The sequence below is a fragment of the Vreelandella boliviensis LC1 genome, from assembly GCF_000236035.1.
Lineage (GTDB): Bacteria > Pseudomonadota > Gammaproteobacteria > Pseudomonadales > Halomonadaceae > Vreelandella > Vreelandella boliviensis.
Window position 1 is genome coordinate 507241 of record NZ_JH393259.1, and the last position, 19821, is coordinate 527061.

At 54.4% G+C, this 19821-nt stretch carries 18 protein-coding genes; 2 read left to right on the forward strand and 16 right to left on the reverse strand.

Annotated features, from left to right (window positions below; all coding sequences use genetic code 11):
• Positions 1–127 precede the first annotated feature (127 nt).
• On the forward strand, positions 128–1612 hold the full coding sequence (locus tag KUC_RS16810) for a hypothetical protein (RefSeq protein WP_007114435.1): 1485 nt from the start codon (positions 128–130) through the stop codon (positions 1610–1612).
• Here the strand turns inward: KUC_RS16810 and KUC_RS16815 are convergent.
• From KUC_RS16815 to KUC_RS16825, 3 genes are all read right to left on the reverse strand, one after another.
• Positions 1609–2955 carry an MATE family efflux transporter gene (locus KUC_RS16815; protein ID WP_007114436.1) on the reverse strand — a complete coding sequence of 449 codons (1347 nt, stop codon included), beginning with the start codon at positions 2953–2955 and terminating at the stop codon, positions 1609–1611. The genes KUC_RS16810 and KUC_RS16815 overlap by 4 nt on opposite strands.
• Positions 2956–3055: 100 nt before the next feature.
• Positions 3056–3640 (reverse strand): YceI family protein, encoded by a 585-nt coding sequence (locus KUC_RS16820; RefSeq protein WP_007114437.1) that lies wholly within the window; start codon positions 3638–3640, stop codon positions 3056–3058.
• A 92-nt stretch (positions 3641–3732) separates the two neighbouring features.
• Positions 3733–4302, reverse strand: coding sequence for a cytochrome b (locus KUC_RS16825; RefSeq protein WP_040481415.1), 570 nt, complete (start codon positions 4300–4302; stop codon positions 3733–3735).
• Between the two features lie 396 nt (positions 4303–4698).
• Between KUC_RS16825 and KUC_RS16830 the strand changes: the two genes are divergently transcribed.
• Entirely contained in the window at positions 4699–4977 is a 279-nt protein-coding gene (locus tag KUC_RS16830; protein ID WP_007114439.1) for a hypothetical protein, read from the forward strand.
• Between the two features lie 117 nt (positions 4978–5094).
• On the opposite strand, the gene KUC_RS16835 is transcribed toward KUC_RS16830, so the two are convergent.
• The 13 genes from KUC_RS16835 to leuB form a co-directional block, all read right to left on the reverse strand.
• A complete protein-coding gene (locus KUC_RS16835; protein WP_007114440.1) occupies positions 5095–6291 on the reverse strand; it encodes an O-succinylhomoserine sulfhydrylase in 1197 nt (398 codons plus the stop codon).
• Positions 6292–6303: 12 nt separating this feature from the next.
• Positions 6304–7824 carry an amidophosphoribosyltransferase gene (gene purF / locus KUC_RS16840; RefSeq protein ID WP_009286952.1) on the reverse strand — a complete coding sequence of 507 codons (1521 nt, stop codon included), beginning with the start codon at positions 7822–7824 and terminating at the stop codon, positions 6304–6306.
• 87 nt (positions 7825–7911) lie between these two features.
• Entirely contained in the window at positions 7912–8487 is a 576-nt protein-coding gene (locus KUC_RS16845) for a CvpA family protein (protein WP_007114442.1), read from the reverse strand.
• A gap of 3 nt (positions 8488–8490) precedes the next feature.
• Positions 8491–9207, reverse strand: coding sequence for an SPOR domain-containing protein (locus tag KUC_RS16850; RefSeq protein ID WP_007114443.1), 717 nt, complete (start codon positions 9205–9207; stop codon positions 8491–8493).
• The gene (gene folC, locus KUC_RS16855; RefSeq protein ID WP_007114444.1) at positions 9194–10525 is read right to left on the reverse strand and encodes a bifunctional tetrahydrofolate synthase/dihydrofolate synthase; all 1332 of its coding nucleotides are present in this window, start codon (positions 10523–10525) and stop codon (positions 9194–9196) included. The genes KUC_RS16850 and folC overlap by 14 nt, the downstream gene beginning before the upstream one ends.
• A 34-nt stretch (positions 10526–10559) precedes the next feature.
• Positions 10560–11579, reverse strand: coding sequence for an acetyl-CoA carboxylase, carboxyltransferase subunit beta (gene accD, locus KUC_RS16860; protein WP_007114445.1), 1020 nt, complete (start codon positions 11577–11579; stop codon positions 10560–10562).
• Between the two features lie 95 nt (positions 11580–11674).
• Positions 11675–12478, reverse strand: coding sequence for a tryptophan synthase subunit alpha (gene trpA / locus KUC_RS16865; RefSeq protein WP_007114446.1), 804 nt, complete (start codon positions 12476–12478; stop codon positions 11675–11677).
• A 23-nt stretch (positions 12479–12501) separates the two neighbouring features.
• The gene (trpB, locus tag KUC_RS16870) at positions 12502–13689 is read right to left on the reverse strand and encodes a tryptophan synthase subunit beta (RefSeq protein ID WP_171051224.1); all 1188 of its coding nucleotides are present in this window, start codon (positions 13687–13689) and stop codon (positions 12502–12504) included.
• 176 nt (positions 13690–13865) lie between these two features.
• Positions 13866–14504, reverse strand: a complete 639-nt coding sequence (locus KUC_RS16875) for a phosphoribosylanthranilate isomerase (RefSeq protein WP_007114448.1) — start codon at positions 14502–14504, stop codon at positions 13866–13868.
• Complete coding sequence (gene truA, locus KUC_RS16880) at positions 14501–15439, reverse strand: tRNA pseudouridine(38-40) synthase TruA (RefSeq protein ID WP_007114449.1); 939 nt, start codon at positions 15437–15439, stop codon at positions 14501–14503. Before truA ends, KUC_RS16875 begins: the two co-directional genes overlap by 4 nt.
• A 9-nt stretch (positions 15440–15448) precedes the next feature.
• A complete protein-coding gene (locus KUC_RS16885; RefSeq protein ID WP_007114450.1) occupies positions 15449–17482 on the reverse strand; it encodes a type IV pilus assembly protein FimV in 2034 nt (677 codons plus the stop codon).
• Positions 17483–17698: 216 nt separating this feature from the next.
• A complete protein-coding gene (gene asd / locus KUC_RS16890) occupies positions 17699–18811 on the reverse strand; it encodes an aspartate-semialdehyde dehydrogenase (RefSeq protein WP_007114451.1) in 1113 nt (370 codons plus the stop codon).
• A gap of 70 nt (positions 18812–18881) precedes the next feature.
• The coding region (gene leuB / locus KUC_RS16895; RefSeq protein WP_244264831.1) for a 3-isopropylmalate dehydrogenase at positions 18882–19821 on the reverse strand (940 nt) is incomplete at its 5' end.

Here is a 19821-nt window from a genome sequence, read left to right on the forward strand (position 1 = left end):
TTACCGTACTACAAACGCCCAGGTCTTCCTGGGCGTTTTTGTGTGCAAGGCGCTTGACCGATTAGTCAACAATTCGGCACACTCAGCGTTGCCTTGTATACAACACACCATAATTAAGAGGCTTATCATGGCGGCTGCCAGCACCCACTACCCCTGGTACAAAAAAGAAGATACCGACGCGTTCTTCGCCCTGTTCCAAAATAACATTGCCAACTTTGTGATTATCGCCATCACCATGCTGGGCATGGGCTTCCCCTCCTCTATTGTATACGGCCAAGTGCTTCCGGGTGCTGCGGTAGCGGTTATGGTGGGTAACTTCTACTACGCCTGGAGCGCGGCAAGGCTGGCACGCAAAGAGAACCGCGCCGATGTCACAGCGCTCTCTTACGGTATCTCAACGCCGGTCATGTTCGTGTTTCTATTCGGCGTACTGCTACCCGCCAAACAGCTCACCGGTGATGCAGAAATGGCCTGGAAAGTGGCGGTCGCCGCCTGCTTTATAAGCGGCGCCATCGAAGCCGCGATCAGCGTGATTGGCCGCTGGGTGCAGTATCACCTGCCGCGTGCCGCCATGCTGGGTGCCGTTGCCGGTGTCGCACTGACATTTATCGCCGGTGAAATGCTGTTCAAAACGCTGGAAATGCCGATTATTGGTCTGCTGGTGTTAGCGATCATCATTGTTGGCCTGGTCGCAAGAGTGAGCATGCCGTTTAAGCTGCCTACCTCGCTATTCGCCATTATCGTTGGTACCGCCATGGCCTATTTAATTGGCGACGCCGGTACCGAGCGCTTTAGCGATGCATTTACTCATTTAGGTTTTTATCCACTACTCCCCAACCTAGCCTGGTTTGAAGGGCTTGGATTGCTGCTGACCAGTATGCTTGCGGTACTCACAGTAGTGCTACCGATTACGCTCTATAACGCCATTGAGACGATGAACAACGTCGAGGCGATGGAAGCTGCAGGCGATAAGTACGATGTGCGCGAGTGTCAGGCAGTCGATGGTGCAGGCACTATGATTGGTGCGCTATTTGGTGGCGTCTTTCCTACCACGGTCTATATTGCTACCGTGGGGGCCAAGTGGATGGGCGCAGGCCGGGGCTACAGCCTTCTCAACGGTGCCGTGTATGCGCTAGCCACCATGTTCGGCTTAATCGCTGCCCTGGCCGCGATTATTCCCGTTTCAGTGGTCGCACCGATTTTGGTCTTTGTCGGCATGTCGATGATTGCCACCGCGTTTCAAGCCAATGACACGCGCTACTACCCCGCCGTGGCGCTGGCCATGCTGCCCTACTTCGCCAACTATGTGATGACGCGTTTTAACCGCGGAGCTGGCGAGGTCGTCACCGACATCTCTAGCGCCATTGTGGTAATGGGCCAAGGGGCCATGTTTATGGCCATTCTGCTCGGTGCGATGACGGTGTCAGTGATTGACCACCAATTTCGACGCGCGGCTGCCTTTGCTACCATTGCCGCTGGCTTTTCGTTCGTCGGTCTGATGCACGCCCCCGAACTGTCACTCAATGCCGCCCCAGAGTTCGTGATCGGCTACTTAGGCATGGCACTGCTGTTTATCTACTTCTCCTTTCAAGAAGCTTCGCGACTGCGTTAATTGACGAATCCCGCCTGCCGATGCGGGCGGGATAAAATGCGCCGCATGACTTGCCACGCCATTAAGCCCGCTAACAGGTTACCCACGGCGGCGCCCGCCGCCAGCCCCCACCAGCCGAAGAACTGCGAGCCCAGCCATAGGCAGGGCAAATAGCAAATAAACAGCCGAGCGCTGGATAACAGCATCGCTCGCAGCGGCCAACCTAGCGCATTGCCCGCCGAAACCACTAGCATACAGACACCCAGTGCTGTGTAGCTGGGCAGCAGAAAGCGAATCAGCAGTGTCAGCTCGTTTTGCACCTCGGGGTTGCCCGCTAAGGCCATGGCTAGCCAGGGTGCTCCTAGCGCCAGGAATACACCCAGACCTAATTGCCAAACTAGCGCGACCTTAACTGACAAACGCATAAGCTGCTGTATCTGCCCCCAATCACCAGCACCATAGCAGCGGCCTAACCAGGGCGGCAGCGACATGGTCATGGCCAGAATAACCATCAGTGAGAGTGTTTCCAAACGACTCGCCAAGCCCCAGGCCGCCACTTCACTTTCACCTAAGCCTGCCACCACTGAAATTGCCAGCATCGCCGCCAAGGGCGGCATCAATTGGCTGACCATAGCGGGGGCGGCAATGCCCGTAAACGGCCGCCACGACTGTTTCGCCTCTGGCCACAGCCCCTGTTGAGATGCCCACTGACGTTTGAATAATTTACGCGAGGTCACCAACAGCCCCACAGAGAAGGCAATGGCGGTTGCCCAGGCAGCGCCAGGTAACCCCCAGCCTTCCCAATTACCTACTCCAAAAATCAGCAAAGGGTCGAGCACAAGGTTAACAAGGCTACTAAGCACCATCATTTTGCCCGGTAACCGGGTATCCCCATGGGCTCGAAACACGCTGTAGCTAAAATAGAGCAGCGCCCCCAGCCAAGCAGATAACAGCTGCGGGCCCCAGTAGATACGGATATACGAGAGCGTGGTTACATCCGCCCCCAGTAGCTGAAAAATGGGCACATGGAATAGCCACAAAGCGACCGCTAACACACCGATAACGCCACCGCCGGCCATTAACACCAAACTGCTTAAGCGCCTCGCTCGCCCCCCTTCCCCTGCGCCTAGCGCCCGGGAAATAAGTGCGGCAATAGCAATGCCCATGCCCACCTGAATGCCAATAATTAAAAATGACAGCGGAAAGGTGAACGACTGCGCAGCTAGCTGTGCAGTACCCAAACGGGCAATAAAGGCGCTATCAACAAGTTGAAAACCCAATAGCGCTAACACTCCGATGGCCATCGGCCAGGTTTGGCGCCATAGGGTTATCGCCAACTCTTTTTGATGTATGACAGCTGCCAAACACTCTCTCCTTATTTTGACGGTATCAACATTTGGTATGGTTAAACGTAAAACGCCACCGCCCCTTAAAGGGCAGTGGCGTAGACACAACAGTCACAGTTTACTGACGAATGCCTTCAAACGTAACGTATAGCTCAAGTTCATGCATGGATTCTGGGAAATCGCTCATATCGATTCCATAATCACTCAGGATCAGCGTGGTGCTGCCTTCAAAACCAGCACGGTAGTTACCCCAAGGGTCATCACCTTCACCCATCAGTGTAACCGGCATTTCAATCTCTTGAGTTTCGCCGTGCAGGGTCAGATCACCTGTCAACACGCCTTCATTATCACCCGTTGATTCAAAGCCTGTTGAGCTGAATGTCGCGGTCGGAAACTCGCTAGCATTGAGGAAATCATCACTTAGGAAATGGCGATCACGCTCCGCGTGGTTGCTGTTCAGGCTATTAACCTGCACTTCAATTTCGGCAGAAGAGGCATCGAGATCGTCAGCATCGTAGGAGAACTGACCATCAAACTCTTCAAAGCTACCCAGAATATACGAGAAGCCAAGGTGATTAATTTTAAATTGAATAAAGGCGTGCTGGCCTTCGGTATCAATTTGATAGTCAGCTGCCTGCGCTTGGCTCAAAGGTACCAGCGCTACAGCGGCAATCGCGGATGCAAATGCTGTCTTCTTGAACATATTGAATTGCTCCTTGCTTTACTTAATAGGCACCGCGGGCAGGTAGTTATCTTACTCGCGATGTTTAGAAAAAACGTATATGGACAATATTATTACTTTGATGCCTTGTGATCACCAGCTTGGCTATGCAATGGGTTCAGCATGCGTACCAATGTTTTATGCCGATCTAACCAGTGGTGTTTAAAGGCGGCAAGAGCATGCCCCGCAGCTAACATCATTAATGCTAAAGCAGCGTACCAGTGAATATCGCCTGCCAAACTGGCTTGATTGGGTAAGCCATACACTAGCGCGGGCACCTCAAACCAACCAAACACACTGACACCCCGACCATTAGCAGTGGAGATTAAATAACCACTAATCATCACCACTAAAACCAATATGTACAGAAAGATATGACCTAAATGGGCCGCAATAGTTTCTAAACGGCTACCCTCTGCTTGGGGTGTCGGTTGGACGAAGCGCCATACCAAACGCGCCAGTGTGGCAAACAGCAGCAAGATACCAATTGAGCGGTGTACCCAGGGCCCCTGATTATACCAAGGATCATAATAGCCCAGATCGGTCATCCACCAGCCCAACGCAAACAGTCCAATAATGGTCAGCGCGCTTAGCCAGTGAAATAGAATACTGATTAACCCCCATCCGCTGCGGCTGTTCCACAACATTATGCTATTCCTCATTTTATCTATGACTACTTCTTCTCTATGACTACTTCAGCTTCGCCAACGCGTTTATCAGAGCAGGGATTACACTATTCGTTACGTTATTCACCATGCCCAGAACCTTACCGCTATAGGCTACTGAAAACCTCTGAAAAAAGCAGAATATTTCATTCGTAAAAACCATTGAATAATCGGCTAACAATTTTTACGCAGCGCTTTTGTGAAATGGTCACGACACTTCATTCTAAAAAAGCGAATAATTTAAGAAAATATAAGCAATTATATTCAATTTTATTATTTTGTTTGCACGCTTACTATTATTACATGTCCTGAGAGACATCATGCAGCGTCATCAAACAGCTGCACACAAATTTTCTATTAGAGAGCGCGCCAATCATGAAAAAAATTACCCTTATCACCGCTATTGCCATGACATTGACTTCTACTGCCGTTCTAGCTGAACAGGGATCTGGCGAACTTAACCAAATTGTTCACCCTAGCTCTTCAGCGAATTACAGTACTGACACTTTGCACATGACGCCGGCTGATTTGCCTTTGGTTAACGGCGGTGCAGAGAAAAACAGCGTTGCTGCTCCAAGCTCGCACATCAATCACTCTTCCAGTAATGAAGACGAGATTGCGGTGTCAGATCTGCACCACCGCAACGCTTCATAAAACACATAATGGTTCTTTGCTTGAGCAGCATATGATCCTTTAGGTTTCAGGAATGCGAAAAACCCACCTTCATCAAAGGTGGGTTTTTCGTCACCGCGCCTGAATGCTCACTATCAACTAGCCAGCCAGGATGTCCAGGCCACGGGCAAGGTCGCGCTGGATATCCTGCTGGCTTTCGAGACCTACTGCCACACGAACCAGCCCTGGCGCAATACCCGCCACTTCTTTCTGGGTGTCCGATAAACGGCCATGGGTCGTCGTCGCAGGATGGGTAATGGTGGTTTTAACATCACCTAAATTACCTGTAATAGAGAGCATGCGAGTCGCATCGATCACCTGCCAAGCGCCCTCCTGGCCGCCTTTCACTTCAAAACCCAATACGGCGCCAAAGCCTTTTTGCTGCTGTTTGGCCAAACCGTGCTGAGGATGACCTTCCAGACCGCTATAAAACACTTGCGTAACCGCCGGGTGGGCATCCAGCCAGCGCGCCAGGGTCAAGGCGTTTTCACAGTGGGCGTTCATACGCAGCGACAGGGTTTCCAGGCCCTTGGTAAAAATCCATGCATTGAAGGGACTCAAGCAAGGCCCGCAAGTGCGCACCACGCCGAAGACTTCTTCAAGCAGCGCATGGCTACCTACCACGGCACCACCGACTGCACGGCCTTGGCCATCCAGGTACTTGGTAGCCGAGTGGATAACTAAATCAGCGCCTAACGCCAGGGGCTGCTGGAGTGCCGGGGTAAGAAAGCAGTTATCAATAGCCAATAGCGCATTGTGACGCTTTGCCAACGCTGCCAAGGCCGGAATATCAGCAATTTCTGACAGCGGATTAGAGGGCGTTTCGGCAAACAGTAGCCGCGTTTTAGGAGTAATTGCCGCTTCCCAGGCAGAGACGTTGGAAAGCTCAACATAGCGCGTGGTAATACCAAACTTGCCAAGATACTTATCGAACAGGCTAACCGTAGAGCCAAACAGCGACCGGGAGGCCACAATCTCGTCCCCTGCTGAAAGCAGCGCCAGCGCAGTGGAGAGAATAGCGGACATACCCGAGCTGGTGGCAACACAGCGCTCGCCGCTTTCAAGGGCCGCCAAACGACGCTCAAAGGTGTGTACCGTGGGATTGGTAAAGCGCGAGTAGACGTTACCCGGCTCCTGCCCACCGAACTTACGTGCTGCTTCTGCCGCGCTTTCGTAGACAAAGCTTGAGGTCGGAAAAATAGGCTCCGAGTGCTCCTGCTCGAAGGTGCGCTGATGGCCAGCCCGGATCGCCAATGTCTCTAGTGACCATTCATCCTGGTGATTGTCATCATCCATCAAACTTCTCTCCTAATCGTCCAGGTCATCGTCCTGATTATGCATATCAACCAGGGCATGGTCACCAGCGCTTTGATCCTTGGCGGAATCATTACGGCTAGCTTCCAATGCGGCTAGGTAGGCGTCGTCGATATCACCGGTCACGTAGTTACCGTCAAATACCGAGCAATCAAACTCTTCCATTTCAGGATTCACTTCGCGGCAGGCTGCTTTTAGATCTTCTAGGTTTTGATAGAAGATACGGTCAGCGCCAATCAAATCGCCCACTTCCTCTTCGCTACGGCCATGAGCAATCAGCTCTGACGCCGCAGGCATATCGATGCCATACACGTTGGGGAAACGTACCGGGGGCGCCGCAGACGCAAAATAGACCTTGCGAGCACCAGCATCGCGGGCCATTTGAATAATCTGCTTACAGGTCGTGCCGCGCACAATGGAGTCATCCACCAGCAGAACGTTTTTGCCTTTAAACTCAACGTCTATAGCATTGAGTTTTTGGCGTACCGATTTTTTACGCTGGGTTTGCCCCGGCATAATAAAGGTACGACCAATATAGCGGTTCTTCATGAACCCTTCGCGGTAGGTCACACCGAGGTGCTGGGCCATTTCCAGGGCGGAGGTGCGCGACGTATCAGGGATCGGGATGACCACGTCGATATCGTGATCCGGCCACTCGTTGAGAATGCGGTCACCCAGCTTACGCCCCATCTGCATCCGGGTGCCGTAAACGTAAGCACCGTCCAACAGTGAATCCGGGCGAGCTAGGTAAACATGTTCAAAAATGCACGATCGCAGCTCAGGGCGGTCAGCACATACCTGGGTGTGAATATTGCCTTCAATATCGACAAAGATGGCTTCACCAGGCGATAAATCACGCTCAAGCTCGAAGCCGCCTACGTCTAATGCAACGGATTCGGAGGCGATCATCACCGCTTGGCCATTCTCTTCTTCGCGGGTACCGAACACTACTGGGCGGATACCGAAAGGATCACGGAATGCCACCATACCGAAGCCGTTAATAATCGCCACGGCGGCATAGCCACCCTTACAGCGACGGTGAACTCTACGCACGGCATCAAAGATATCTTCCGCTTCCAGATGCAATCCCTGCTTGCCCAGCTCGTGAGCAAAAACATTGAGCAGCACTTCTGAATCGGAGCTGGTATTGATATGACGCAGATCGGTAGAGAATAGCTCTTGCTTCAGCTGCTCTGAGTTGGTCAGGTTGCCGTTATGCGCCAGCGCAATACCGTAAGGAGAATTAACATAAAACGGCTGTGATTCAGCTTCACTGGAAGAGCCTGCCGTCGGGTAGCGCACGTGACCAATGCCTAGGTTTCCTTTTAGGCGGGCCATGTGGCGGGTGTGAAATACATCACGTACCAAGCCATTACTCTTGCGCAGTAGGAAGCGTCCCTCGCTCCATGTCATCATGCCGGCAGCGTCCTGGCCACGATGCTGAAGTACGGTCAGAGCATCGTAGATTCCCTGATTTACCGCCTGCTTGCCCAGAAGGCCCACTATACCGCACATTCACGTTACCTCGCTTAATGACATGGCTTACCTAAGTCACTTACCTAGGCAAACACGAACGTTCGTAGAATCAACTTCAGTAACAGGTCAATCACCTGTTGGGATAACCTCACGCTCCGTCGAACCGGGCAGACGCAGCTCGGGTAGAGAGATGTCGCGCAGCGACGATGGCGCTTCGGGCAGCTCGCGATCCCACTGATCTAACTGGCTCACCGCCCAATCGCGCAATTGAATAAAAGTTGGTCGCAGCTCAGCCTGCTGCCACGCCTGCAGTTCCGCCAGCGGGGTAAGGGTAATCAGCACGGTAGCAATAAGTAAAATAACCGCCCCGCGGGCAACGCCAAAAGCGGCGCCCGCTACGCGGTTCAAAAGCCCCATCCCCACCCACTCAATCGCGGCGTGCACCAAGCGAATCACAATTCCGCAAAGCAAAATAACAGCAAAGATCACCAGTATAAAAGCGAGCACTAGGCGGGCATCAAAGCTATCGATAAACCCGCTCATCAGTTCGGCCACTGGCTCGGCGAGCACTCGGGCAACCATTAAGGCAACCACCCAAGCGGCCAAACCCAACGCTTCGCGAACAAACCCCCTTACGAATCCGGCTAGCATTGATAACGCCAGCACGGCTAAGAACACCGCATCAATCCATGTTAACGCCATGTTTTAGTCTCTTACCCGAACAAGAAGGCCCTGTACATTAGCTCGCTCTTTAATCGCGGACATGGCGGACTCTCCCTCTTCAGAAGTGGCATAAGGCCCCACAAAGACAGTGGTCATATTGTTATCGCGCTCACGCTGATAAACAGTAAAACCCTCACCAGAAAGCTGTTCGCTTAGGCGCTGCGCATTACCGGGTTCACCAAAACTGCCGACTTGCACCGCCCACTCTCCTTGAGCACTGGATGAGGGGCTGGGTGCGCTCTGCGATGAACTTTGTGACCCGCTTTGTGACGAGCTTCCACTGCTGCTTTGACCACTGCCACTATTGCTGGCAATTAAATCAGCAATAGGGTCGCTCTTGGGGGGGGCCGGGGCTTCATCGGGTTCACTGGAACCCGGTATTTCTGAACTGGAAGGCGATTGATTAGAAGCAGTGATTTGATCGGCTTCCGGCAACCGCGGATCGGCGTCAATCGGTATATCGCCTTCTTCACCATCGCCACGAGGAGTCGACGATAACGACGTTTCACCAATGGTTGAAGGCCTTTCCGGTGCAGGAACGTCACGGCGATCCACTTCAACTGGCTGCTCAATCACAAAATTCGGCTGGGGACGCTCTTCCCTAGGCGCAGGGTCACTCATTAGCCACGGCACAAAGATCGCCAGTAACGCGAGTAAAATCACAATACCGCTAATGCGTTCCGTTTTACCGTATTTCATTTCCGTCTCCATCAAGCGACGCAGCGCCTGTTGGCAGTGGCCGAGCTAACAGTGCCGCTACTGTAAAGAACGACCCGGTGGCCAAGACACGATCATTGGGCGTTAACATTTGCGCAAGCCAATCAACGCCTGCTTGCGGCGAATCGGCACAAAAATGCACCCGCCCTCCATGAGCAATAATACGTTGCGACAACTCGCTTGCCTGGCAACCTCGCTCCCCACTCAGCGACACGCAAACCCAATCACTAATGCGAGACGCTAACGTCTTTATGACACCGTCAATATCCTTATCATTCAACATGCCGATAAGCCCCCACTGGCGTCCACCTTCCGGCGGTGACGGCAAATGGCGAACGACATACTCGGCGGCATGAGGATTATGCCCCACATCCAGGCACCAGGGCCCAATCCATTGCATCCGCCCAGCCAACTGCACCGAACCCAGCGCTGCTTGCACACGAGACTTTTCTAACTCAAGCCCGGCAAGCACAAGCGACTGTAATGCGGTGGCAGCGTTATCGATAGGCAGCCCAGGATCAGGTAGCTCGTCAATAACAACGCTTAGACCATCTGAATGCAGCCCCTGCCAGCACCATTGGGAGTGCTCACCGGCCATCGCCTGATGGGCAAATTGCTGACCCAAACTAAACGTGGGTGCCGCTAGCGCCTGGGCACATTCAGCTACGCTGGCGGGCAACTTGTGGCTACCTAACACGGCGGGTCGGTCGGTACGAAAAATACCGGCTTTTTCACGCCCTATCTGGGCTAAATCGGTGCCTAAAAAGTTAACGTGATCCTGAGCGATAGTGGTAACAATGGCTACATCCGCATCAACGATATTGACCGCATCGAGGCGCCCCCCAAGCCCTACTTCAAGTACCGCAAGATCAAGCTCTGCATTGGCCAGGCACCATAGGCCACAAAGTGTACCCGCTTCAAAATAGGTCAGACTGATCTCACTACCTTGCAATCGCGCGCGCTCAACCTGCTCAAAACCTTGCACAAGCAGTTGATCATCGGCTTCCTGTCCAGCGATTTTAACGCGTTCGTTGTAGCGTAATAAATGGGGAGAAGTGTAGGTACCCACACGCCAACCATGGGCTCGGGCAACGCTATCAACCATGGCAAGGGTTGAGCCCTTGCCATTGGTGCCTGCCACCGTAATAACGCAGGGGGCGATGGGGCTTGAAAGCAGCCCCATACGTTTTGCTACCGCTGAGACACGCTCCAGGCCCAGTTCAATCCCTACCGGGTGCAGCGTTTCCAAATGCTCAAGCCACTGTTTTAAGGAGTGTGGCTGAAAAGAATATGGCGGCATAGAAGACGGCTGTAGAGCGTGTGGTTCTAGAGAGTCAGGCATTGCGTGAATGATCATCACTCTTAACGGAAGTGGTGTCCTTCTTGGTCTCATCGACCTTGTCAAAAGTGACGTTAGCGGTATCCGCTAGGTTAGCTTCCTCGACGATCGGTTCAACAACGTCGGCATCATCAGGGTTTATCGAAGTATCCGGCGTCGCTTCGTGGTGTGTTAGCTTACGCAGCACGCTGCCCACGCGGGCTCGCATTTCATGGCGGTGGACGATCATGTCGACGGTGCCGTGCTCAAGCAGAAATTCGCTGCGCTGGAAGCCTTCTGGCAAGGTTTCACGCACCGTTTGCTCGATAACCCGCGGGCCTGCGAAACCAATCAAGGCATTGGGTTCGGCAATATTCAAATCACCCAGCATCGCCAGCGAGGCGGAAACACCACCAAAGACAGGATCCGTGAGAACCGAAATGTACGGCACCCCCGCTTGCTTGAGCTTTTCGAGCGCGGCGGACGTTTTGGCCATCTGCATCAACGAGAACAGCGCTTCCTGCATGCGTGCACCACCGGAGGCGGCAAAACACACCAGCGGGATATTCTCATTCAGGGCCAGGGTAGCGGCGCGAATAAATTTCTCGCCGACGACCGCCCCCATTGAGCCGCCCATAAAGGTGAACTCAAAGGCAACGGCGACCACCGGCAGACCATCCAGCTCACCGCGCATAGCGACCAGCGCATCTTTCTCGCCGGTGTCTTTTTGCGCCGCGGTCAGGCGGTCTTTGTATTTTTTAGAGTCGCGGAACTTCAATCGATCAACAGGTTCGATTTCCGCCGCAATCTCTTCGCGTCCTGCTTTATCCAAGAACCAGTCCAAGCGTTTGCGTGCCGTCAAGCGCAGGTGATGATCGCACTTGGGGCATACGCTGTTATGTTTCTCTAGCTCGGGGAGGTAGAGAACCGCTTCGCACTTGGGACATTTACGCCAGAGGCCGTCGGGCACGCTAGCGCGACGGTCTTTACGCTGGATACGACCCATGGAGGGTACGATCTTGTCTAACCAGCTCATATCAAAAAGGCTTCCGTTATACGTCAACGCCTGGAAAAAACCAGGCTTGATGAGTGTCGTTAATCAATTCAGTATAGGCGATAAAGCATTTCGCTTTAGGCATCCATCGCCGTACGCATCTCTGCTAGTACACTTTTCAACTGACCTGCAATGGTTTCCGGCGCATCGACGCTTTCGGCAATACGGTTAACCAAAGCACTGCCTACAATCACACCATCGGCGACTTTAGCGACTTCCGCAGCGGTCACACCATCGCGAATGCCGAAACCAACACAGAGCGGTAAATCGGTCAACCCCCGCAGCGGCGCCAGGTGCTCGGCTACATCGTCTGCGTTGAGGGTGGCGGCCCCGGTCACGCCCTTCAGCGAAACATAGTAGAGATAGCCTTCACCGTGGGCGCATATTGTAGCGGCACGCTGGTACGAAGTGGTAGGCGCAACGAGAAAAATCGCGGCTAAATCCCGCGATTTCAGCAGTGGCCCAATCTCATCAGCCTCTTCCGGGGGCATATCCACGATCAACACGCCGTCAACGCCCACGCTGGCGGCTTGATCGGCAAAATTTTCGTAACCAATTCGTTCAATGGGATTCAAATACCCCATGAGCACAACCGGCGTTGTAGTATCGGTTTGGCGGAACTCTTTGACCATCTGCATAAGGTCAATCAGCCGTGTGCCCTGCTTTAATGCACGTTCACAGGCCTTTTGAATGACCGGGCCATCAGCCATGGGGTCAGAAAAAGGCACGCCTAGTTCAATCACATCAGCGCCCGCTTCCACCAGGGCATGCATAAAGCCTACGGTGTACTGCGGCGCTGGGTCCCCAGCGGTGATGTAAGGGATCAGGGCCTTACGGCCCTGCTGCTTAAGTTCACTGAAACGCTGATCAATACGGTTCATGCTCGCCCTTAAAAAAGCTGCCCTTAAAATTCGATGCCATCAATCTTAGCAACGGTCATGATGTCTTTGTCGCCACGCCCGGAGAGGTTAACCACGATATGCTGGTCAGGACGCATGGTAGGCGCCAATACCTTGGCATGGGCCAGCGCGTGGGCTGACTCAAGAGCAGGCATAATACCTTCCATGTGCGTCAGCTCGCGAAACGCTTCGAGCACTTCTTTATCGTTAGCGGCCACATAAGAAACCCGCCCTACGTCTTTCCATAGCGCGTGCTCTGGGCCCACGCCCGGATAATCCAGGCCGGCTGAAATGGAGTGCGTATCAGATACCTGTCCAGCTTCGTCTGACATCAAGTAGGTGCGGTTACCGTGCAGCACGCCGCGGGGAGCATTGGATGCCAGCGGCGCCGCATGACGGCCGGTTTCCACGCCATCACCACCGGCTTCAACGCCATACATGGCAACGTCGTCATCTTCCACAAAGGGGTAGAACAGGCCCAAAGCATTAGAGCCACCGCCCACACAGGCAATCAGCGCATCGGGAAGACGGCCAATCTGCTCCAGCGACTGGCGGCGCGCCTCACGCCCCACCACCGCGTTGAAATCGCGAACTAGCAGCGGATAAGGGTGCGGCCCCGCCACGGTCCCAATGATATAGAAGGTGTTGTCAACGTTGGTGACCCAGTCACGCAGCGCTTCGTTCATGGCATCTTTGAGCGTGCGGGTACCGGACTCCACCGGAATGACCCGTGCGCCCAGTAGGCGCATACGATAGACGTTCAGCTTTTGCCGCTGGACATCTTCAGCGCCCATATAGACGTCGCACTCAAGCCCTAGGCGAGCGGCCACGGTCGCCGAGGCAACGCCATGCTGGCCCGCCCCGGTTTCAGCGATAATACGCGGCTTGCCGGTTTTTTTGGCCAGCAGTGCCTGGCCGATGGTGTTGTTGACCTTGTGAGCGCCGGTATGATTCAGGTCTTCCCGCTTCAACCAAATCTGCGCACCGCCAAGACTCGCTGACCAGCGCTTGGCGTGGTACAGCGGTGAGGGACGGCCAACGTAGTGGGCAAGGTCGTAGTCAAACTCGGCCTGGAAGTCGGGGTCATCACGCAGGCTTAAGTACGTTTTCTCCAACTCTTCCAACGCAAAGCTGAGGGTTTCTGACACGAACCGACCGCCGTAGGGGCCAAAATGACCACGGGCATCTGGCATTCGGGTCAGATCGCTGAACTTGGTTTTAGAAACGGTTTCAGAAACGGTCACAGAGATACCTCACAAGATCGCCAGAACAGGCAAACAATAAATGAATCAACTTAAACACGTAGCGCTATAAAATGCCCATAAGCAACACGCATAAATCAAGGACGCTTAAACTTATGCCACAAACGCTAGCGGGCGTCGGCTAATGCCACATGACGAACGAAAGACGCCATCTTTTCAGCATCTTTACAGCCTTGGGAGGCTTCAATACCGCCGGATACATCCACTGCATAAGGCGCTGCCTGACGCACAGCGTCAGCAATGTTATCAGCACTCAACCCACCGGCGAGGATAACAGGTTTTGTAAGATTTGCGGGGATTCTCGACCAATCAAAGGTCTCCCCGGTGCCCCCCGGCGTTCCGGGTCGATAGGCATCTAACAATAGCGCCTGGGCCTGATGGTAGCGCATCGCTTCATGGCCCAGATCGATCTCATCGCGCATACGTAGCGCTTTCATCCAGGGCAGCGCAAAGCGCTGGCAGTCATCGGGCGTTTCATTGCCGTGAAACTGAAGCATATCGAGATAGGGTAAGCACTGCTCTATGAGCTCAGCAGGCTGGTCAACAAAGAGCCCTACGCGGGTCACAAACGCGGGCACGCGGGCAGACAGCGCCGCCAGTTGTTCAACATTGACGCTGCGAGCACTTTTTGGCCACATGACGAAACCCAAGGCGTCCACGCCCAGCGCCACGGCTCGGTCAATATCCTCACCACGCGTAAAACCACAGAACTTGATTCGGGTGCGGGTTTGCAGAGCAGCACTCATGACGACGCCTCCTGTTCAGGGGTAGCTGCCGGATTACGCAGCGAGCGATTGCGCCGATAGGCCACCCGTGGCGTATCCGGAAGCTCACGCTCTCCCGTCCACTCACCGGTAAACGAGAGCAGATGCGGCCCCAGCGGCTCTTTGGGCAGATCAAAGCGCTCATCGTAAACCGAATCGACAAAATGCAGCCCGCAGGCAGGCGCCGTCACATCGCCCTTGCGACGGTTTTGCAGCGCCAGCAGTTCGCCGATATAGGCCTCACTCTGAGCGCCGCGCCCGACGCTCACCAGCGCACCGGCAATGTTGCGAATCATATGGTGCAAAAACGCATTGCCTTGAATATCAATCATCACCAGTTGCCCGTAGCGCTTTACGTCAACAAAGTGCATATGCCGCCAGGGGGTTTTGGATTGACAACCAGCGGCACGGAAGCTTGAAAAATCGTGCTCCCCTACCAGCGCCTGGGCAGCACGGTGCATAGCATCGGCGTCTAACGGGTCACGGCACCAAGTCACATTGGCTCGCTCCAATACCGGGCGGCTTATCTGATTCAGCAGCACGTAGCGGTAGCGGCGCCCCAAGGCGCACAGGCGTGAATGAAAGTCATCGCCCACTGGCTTCACCCAGCGCACGGCCATATCGCGGGGCAAATGGGTGTTAGCGCCAAAGATCCAGGCTTTCTCAGAACGCCCCACCGGCGGGTCAAAATGGACGATCTGACGCGTGGCATGCACACCCGAATCGGTGCGCCCACTGGCACTCACCCGGATGGGCTCGTTGGCCACCTTGGACAGCGCTTCCTCTAACGACGCCTGAACCGATGCAGCGTGGTTTAAGCGCTGAAAACCGCAGTAGCGGGTACCGTCGTACTCAATACCCATTGCCAAGCGGCCGGTAAGCGGGATTTTCTCATCGAAGTGATAGAACAGCGTCATCAAGCCACATCATTTTGAAGATTTTGAGGGATTGCTATTATCCAGACCTCGCGGCTTGAATGCTACCTCTTCGATTTCCCAATCCTCTTCAATCGGCCGTCGCGGTGGCTTAGCAGGTGGTACGGTTTTGGCATGCGGCTCACTGGAGAACTCTACCGTGGGCTGCATTGGGGTCTCGGTGCGCAGGCCGCCATCATGGGTAGGTGAAGCGCTGTTTAAGATCGGCGGATGGTAATCGATAAAGCGATGACCTGAATCCTCTGCTGTTTCAGAAGGCCTCTCCATCTGGTGTATATGAGCATCATCAGCCGCCGGATCAGAATCAGGCAAACCGGCTCCGATAGAAGCCAAAAGCTGGCTCATAGGCATAGAGTTCGGCGGCGGGGCTAAAGAGACATTTTCAGAACTGTCACCGGAAACAGCGTGTAGCTTCAACCGCCGTTGGCGACCCTGCTCTGCTAGCCCAGATGCCTGGCTATTTTCATAGCGAAGAGTGTCATCTTGCGATGACGTCTGCCCTTGATCATCGATCAGCCACTGATCGGCATCTGCTGTCGGCGCGGCGCTAGTGGCAGGAGCATCGCTCTCAGCCTTGGGCTCTGATTCAGGCTCAGGCGGCTCATTTTGAGGCGCTGGGTAAGTGACAGGAACAGCCTCCGGCATAGGCGTTGCCTTGGGCGCTGCGCTAGGCGAAACCGTTGGCCTAACCACTGGCTCAGACAGCGGGACATCTTCCCAAGTCTCTTCACGGCGCTTACGTAGCCATACCAAAAGCGCTACCAGCAGTGCGATGGCAGCCAACGCCAACGGCCACTGGTAGCGCTCAATTAAGGCAGCCATACCCGGGCTATCAGTCTCGTCCATGCTGGCAACGAGTGGCGCTGGGGACTGCTCTTGAGCTGCCAACGCATCGCTTAGCGCCTGAGTTAGCGAGACAACCTCACCACGCAGCTCGTTAAGTTCTGCGTGCATCAACTGACGCTCTTCTAGCACCTGCTGAAGCATCGCTTGGCTGAGGCGCAGTTGATCGGTCAATTCTGCACGGGTTAACGCTTCAGGCTCGTCGCCCCCCTCTTCAACCGCGGCTTCGTCGAATGATTCTGAAGCGTCCGTATCCGACACGAGCGCATCCGAACCGCCAGCGGCGAGCGCGCTATTAGGACTGGTTAGCTCGTCATCCTGTAGCGTTTGGGCAGCGGCTATTGAAGTATCAGAAACGGGCGCGGTTTCAACCTCTGGTAGTGACACCGCCTGCAATGAGCCATTGCGACGAGCCCGCCAGGCTTCATTCATCGCTTTGATAGCGTTATCGGCATCACCATGAGAGCGTGCCAGAACGCGCTCAGTAGTAGGTACCCGCAGCGTTTGGCCTGCACGCATGTCATTTATATTGCCTGACGGAAAGATATCAGGGTTGGCTTCCAGCAGTGCGACCATCATCTGCTGTACGCTTACTTCACCGGGTTTAATACGCTCGGCAACACTCCACAGCGTATCGCCACGGCCTACGTAAGCGCTGCTATCGTTGCCACGGTCACGCTCGCTGATGCCAGGTGACGCTGCCCGGGCTTCAGCAACTGGAGGGTTAGCGGCATTACTCGTTACTGGCACAGCGCTCGGGGCAGCGATTTGCGACTGATCCTGTTGAGAATAGCCCTGGGGATCAAACAGCAGGATCACATCGCGCGTCTGTTGGTCTCCGGGGTACTCCAGTGTGAATAACAGCTCCAGCCAAGGCTCTTCCATCGGCTGCCCTGAACTCAAGCGCACCTGGCGGCGCCCCTGCTGCTCTTGAACATGGACGCGCACGCTAGCCGCTAACGGCGTCCATTCAAGGCCTGCTGCCGCAAAAGCAGAGGGCTCGGCAACGCTGACACGAATATCGTCAAGGGCGTAATCACTGCTTTCGAGCAGAGGGATTGAAGCATCTAAAGGCGCATCCAGGTATGAGCTGACACTCGCCTGCCCCAAGCCAACGGCGAGCGCTATAGGACTCACTGCACTCAACGAGAGCCATGTAATCCATGTCAGTGTTTTTTTCATGAATGATCCCTGATCGCCTACTTACTTTTAACTATCGCCTACTTACTTTTAACTATTGATGCCAGATTATTGTATTACGTCGGTTTTATCATAACTTAACGAAATAGCGTCGTTATTCCCACCACAGCGAGCACTAGCTGCACAAAAAAAAACGGGAAGCTGCGAACAGCTTCCCGTTTTCGACTGGCGTACTACATACCGTACTACAACAAACAATTACTGTTCGCGCAGAATCTTCAGCATACGCTTAAGCGGCTCTGCGGCGCCCCACAACAGCTGGTCACCCACGCTAAATGCAGAGAGGTATTCACCGCCCATTTGCAGCTTACGCAGGCGACCAACCGGCACTTGCAGCGTTCCAGTGGCGGCCGCAGGCGTTAAACCAGCAATAGTGGCGTCTTTATCGTTAGGAATCAGTTTGACCCACTCATTGTGCTTGGCGATGCGATCTTCGATCTCATCCAGCGGCACATCGTGCTTCAGCTTTATAGTGAACGCCTGGCTGTGCGAGCGCATCGCGCCGATACGCACACACAGGCCATCGATGGGGATCGGGTTGTTGTCGAGGCCAAGAATCTTGTTGGTCTCAACGCTGCCCTTCCACTCTTCGCGGCTCTGGCCGTTATCAAGCTTGGTGTCAATCCACGGCAGCAGACTACCCGCCAGCGGTGCGGCAAAGTTATCGGTCGGAAAATCTCCGCTGCGCATGGCAGCCGTTACTTTACGGTCGATATCTAGAATCGCGCTTGAGGGATCTTTTAGCTCTTCGCCTACGCTGTCGCGTAGTTGGCCCATTTGGTTGAGCAGCTCGCGCATGTGCTTAGCGCCAGAGCCAGAAGCCGCCTGATAGGTCATGGAGGTCATCCACTCGATCATATCGGCTTCAAACAGACCGCCCAAGCCCATAAGCATCAGGCTCACAGTGCAGTTGCCGCCCACAAACGTTTTGGCGCCTTTGGCTAGCTGGTCGTCGATGACTTTGCGGTTGACCGGATCCAGCACAATAGTCGCTTCATCTTCCATGCGCAGGGTACTCGCGGCGTCAATCCAGTAGCCGTTCCAACCAGCGCTGCGAAGGTCTTTATAGACCGGCTTGGTGTAGTCACCGCCCTGACAGGTGACAACAACATCCAACGCTTTGAGCGCTTCAATATCAAAGGCGTCTTTCAGCGGAGGTACGTCTACACCGATGTCGGGGCCGGGCTGGCCAACCTGGGAGGTGGTGAAGAACACCGGCTCAATGCCGTTGAAATCACCATCTTCCTGCATGCGCTGCATCAGCACTGAGCCCACCATGCCGCGCCATCCCACGAAACCGACTTTCAACATATGAAGTCCTCCTGCAAAGAATGAGTCTTGGTATTATACACACTTCTTTACGGTGATTTTGAAGCCACTTTTACTGCTTAGCAAACGCTGCCAACACCGCATCGCCCATGGCATCGGTGCCGATGGTTTGCATACCTTTGGATGCGATATCCGCGGTCCGAAGACCACCATCAAGCACGCTACCTACAGCGTTTTCAATGCGCTCTGCCATGGCATTCTCATTCAGTGAGTAGCGCAGCATCATGGCCACCGACAGCATCATCGCCAGCGGATTAGCCACGTTTTGACCGGCGATATCCGGCGCGCTGCCGTGGCATGGCTCGTACATGCCCTGCCCGCTCTCGTTTAATGAAGCAGAAGGCAGCATACCGATGGAACCGGTGAGCATGGCCGCGGCATCGGAAAGAATATCGCCAAACATATTGCCGGTCACCACCACATCAAACTGCTTGGGCGCACGTACCAGCTGCATGGCGGCGTTATCCACGTACATATGAGATAGCTCAACGTCCGGGTACTCCGGCGCCAAACGCTCCATCACCTCACGCCATAAAATGGTCACTTCCAGCACGTTGGCTTTATCGACAGAGCAGAGTTTTTTGCCGCGCTTTTGAGCCATTTCAAAGGCAACGCGGCCGATGCGCTCAATTTCGCTCTCGGAGTAGATATAGGTATTAAAGCCCACCCGCTCGCCGTTACGCTCTTCAATACCGCGGGGCTGGCCGAAGTAGATGCCGCCGGTGAGTTCGCGGACGATCATAATATCCAGCCCGGCCACCAGCTCAGGCTTGAGACTGGAGGCGCTGGCCAACTGCGGGTAGAGCATCGCCGGGCGCAGGTTGCCAAACAATCCTAAGTTTTTCCGCAGGCCCAGCAGGCCTTTTTCAGGACGCTTGGAAAGGTCTTCAATTTTGTCCCACTTGGGGCCACCCACGGCACCCAGCAAAATAGCGCTGGCCGCTTTGGCTTTTTCCAGGGTTTCTGCGGGCAGCGGCTCGCCCTGGACATCG

Coding starts and splice junctions, on each gene's coding strand:
- KUC_RS16830 (WP_007114439.1), top strand. CDS start 4,699: ATGAAAAAAATTACCCTTATCACCGCTATTGCCATGACATTGACTTCT.
- asd (WP_007114451.1), bottom strand. CDS start 18,811: ATGTTGAAAGTCGGTTTCGTGGGATGGCGCGGCATGGTGGGCTCAGTG.
- KUC_RS16850 (WP_007114443.1), bottom strand. CDS start 9,207: ATGAAATACGGTAAAACGGAACGCATTAGCGGTATTGTGATTTTACTC.
- trpB (WP_171051224.1), bottom strand. CDS start 13,689: ATGCCAGATGCCCGTGGTCATTTTGGCCCCTACGGCGGTCGGTTCGTG.
- KUC_RS16845 (WP_007114442.1), bottom strand. CDS start 8,487: ATGGCGTTAACATGGATTGATGCGGTGTTCTTAGCCGTGCTGGCGTTA.
- trpA (WP_007114446.1), bottom strand. CDS start 12,478: ATGAACCGTATTGATCAGCGTTTCAGTGAACTTAAGCAGCAGGGCCGT.
- KUC_RS16885 (WP_007114450.1), bottom strand. CDS start 17,482: ATGAAAAAAACACTGACATGGATTACATGGCTCTCGTTGAGTGCAGTG.
- KUC_RS16875 (WP_007114448.1), bottom strand. CDS start 14,504: ATGAGTGCTGCTCTGCAAACCCGCACCCGAATCAAGTTCTGTGGTTTT.
- KUC_RS16810 (WP_007114435.1), top strand. CDS start 128: ATGGCGGCTGCCAGCACCCACTACCCCTGGTACAAAAAAGAAGATACC.
- purF (WP_009286952.1), bottom strand. CDS start 7,824: ATGTGCGGTATAGTGGGCCTTCTGGGCAAGCAGGCGGTAAATCAGGGA.
- folC (WP_007114444.1), bottom strand. CDS start 10,525: ATGCCGCCATATTCTTTTCAGCCACACTCCTTAAAACAGTGGCTTGAG.
- truA (WP_007114449.1), bottom strand. CDS start 15,439: ATGACGCTGTTCTATCACTTCGATGAGAAAATCCCGCTTACCGGCCGC.
- KUC_RS16820 (WP_007114437.1), bottom strand. CDS start 3,640: ATGTTCAAGAAGACAGCATTTGCATCCGCGATTGCCGCTGTAGCGCTG.
- accD (WP_007114445.1), bottom strand. CDS start 11,579: ATGAGCTGGTTAGACAAGATCGTACCCTCCATGGGTCGTATCCAGCGT.
- KUC_RS16835 (WP_007114440.1), bottom strand. CDS start 6,291: ATGGATGATGACAATCACCAGGATGAATGGTCACTAGAGACATTGGCG.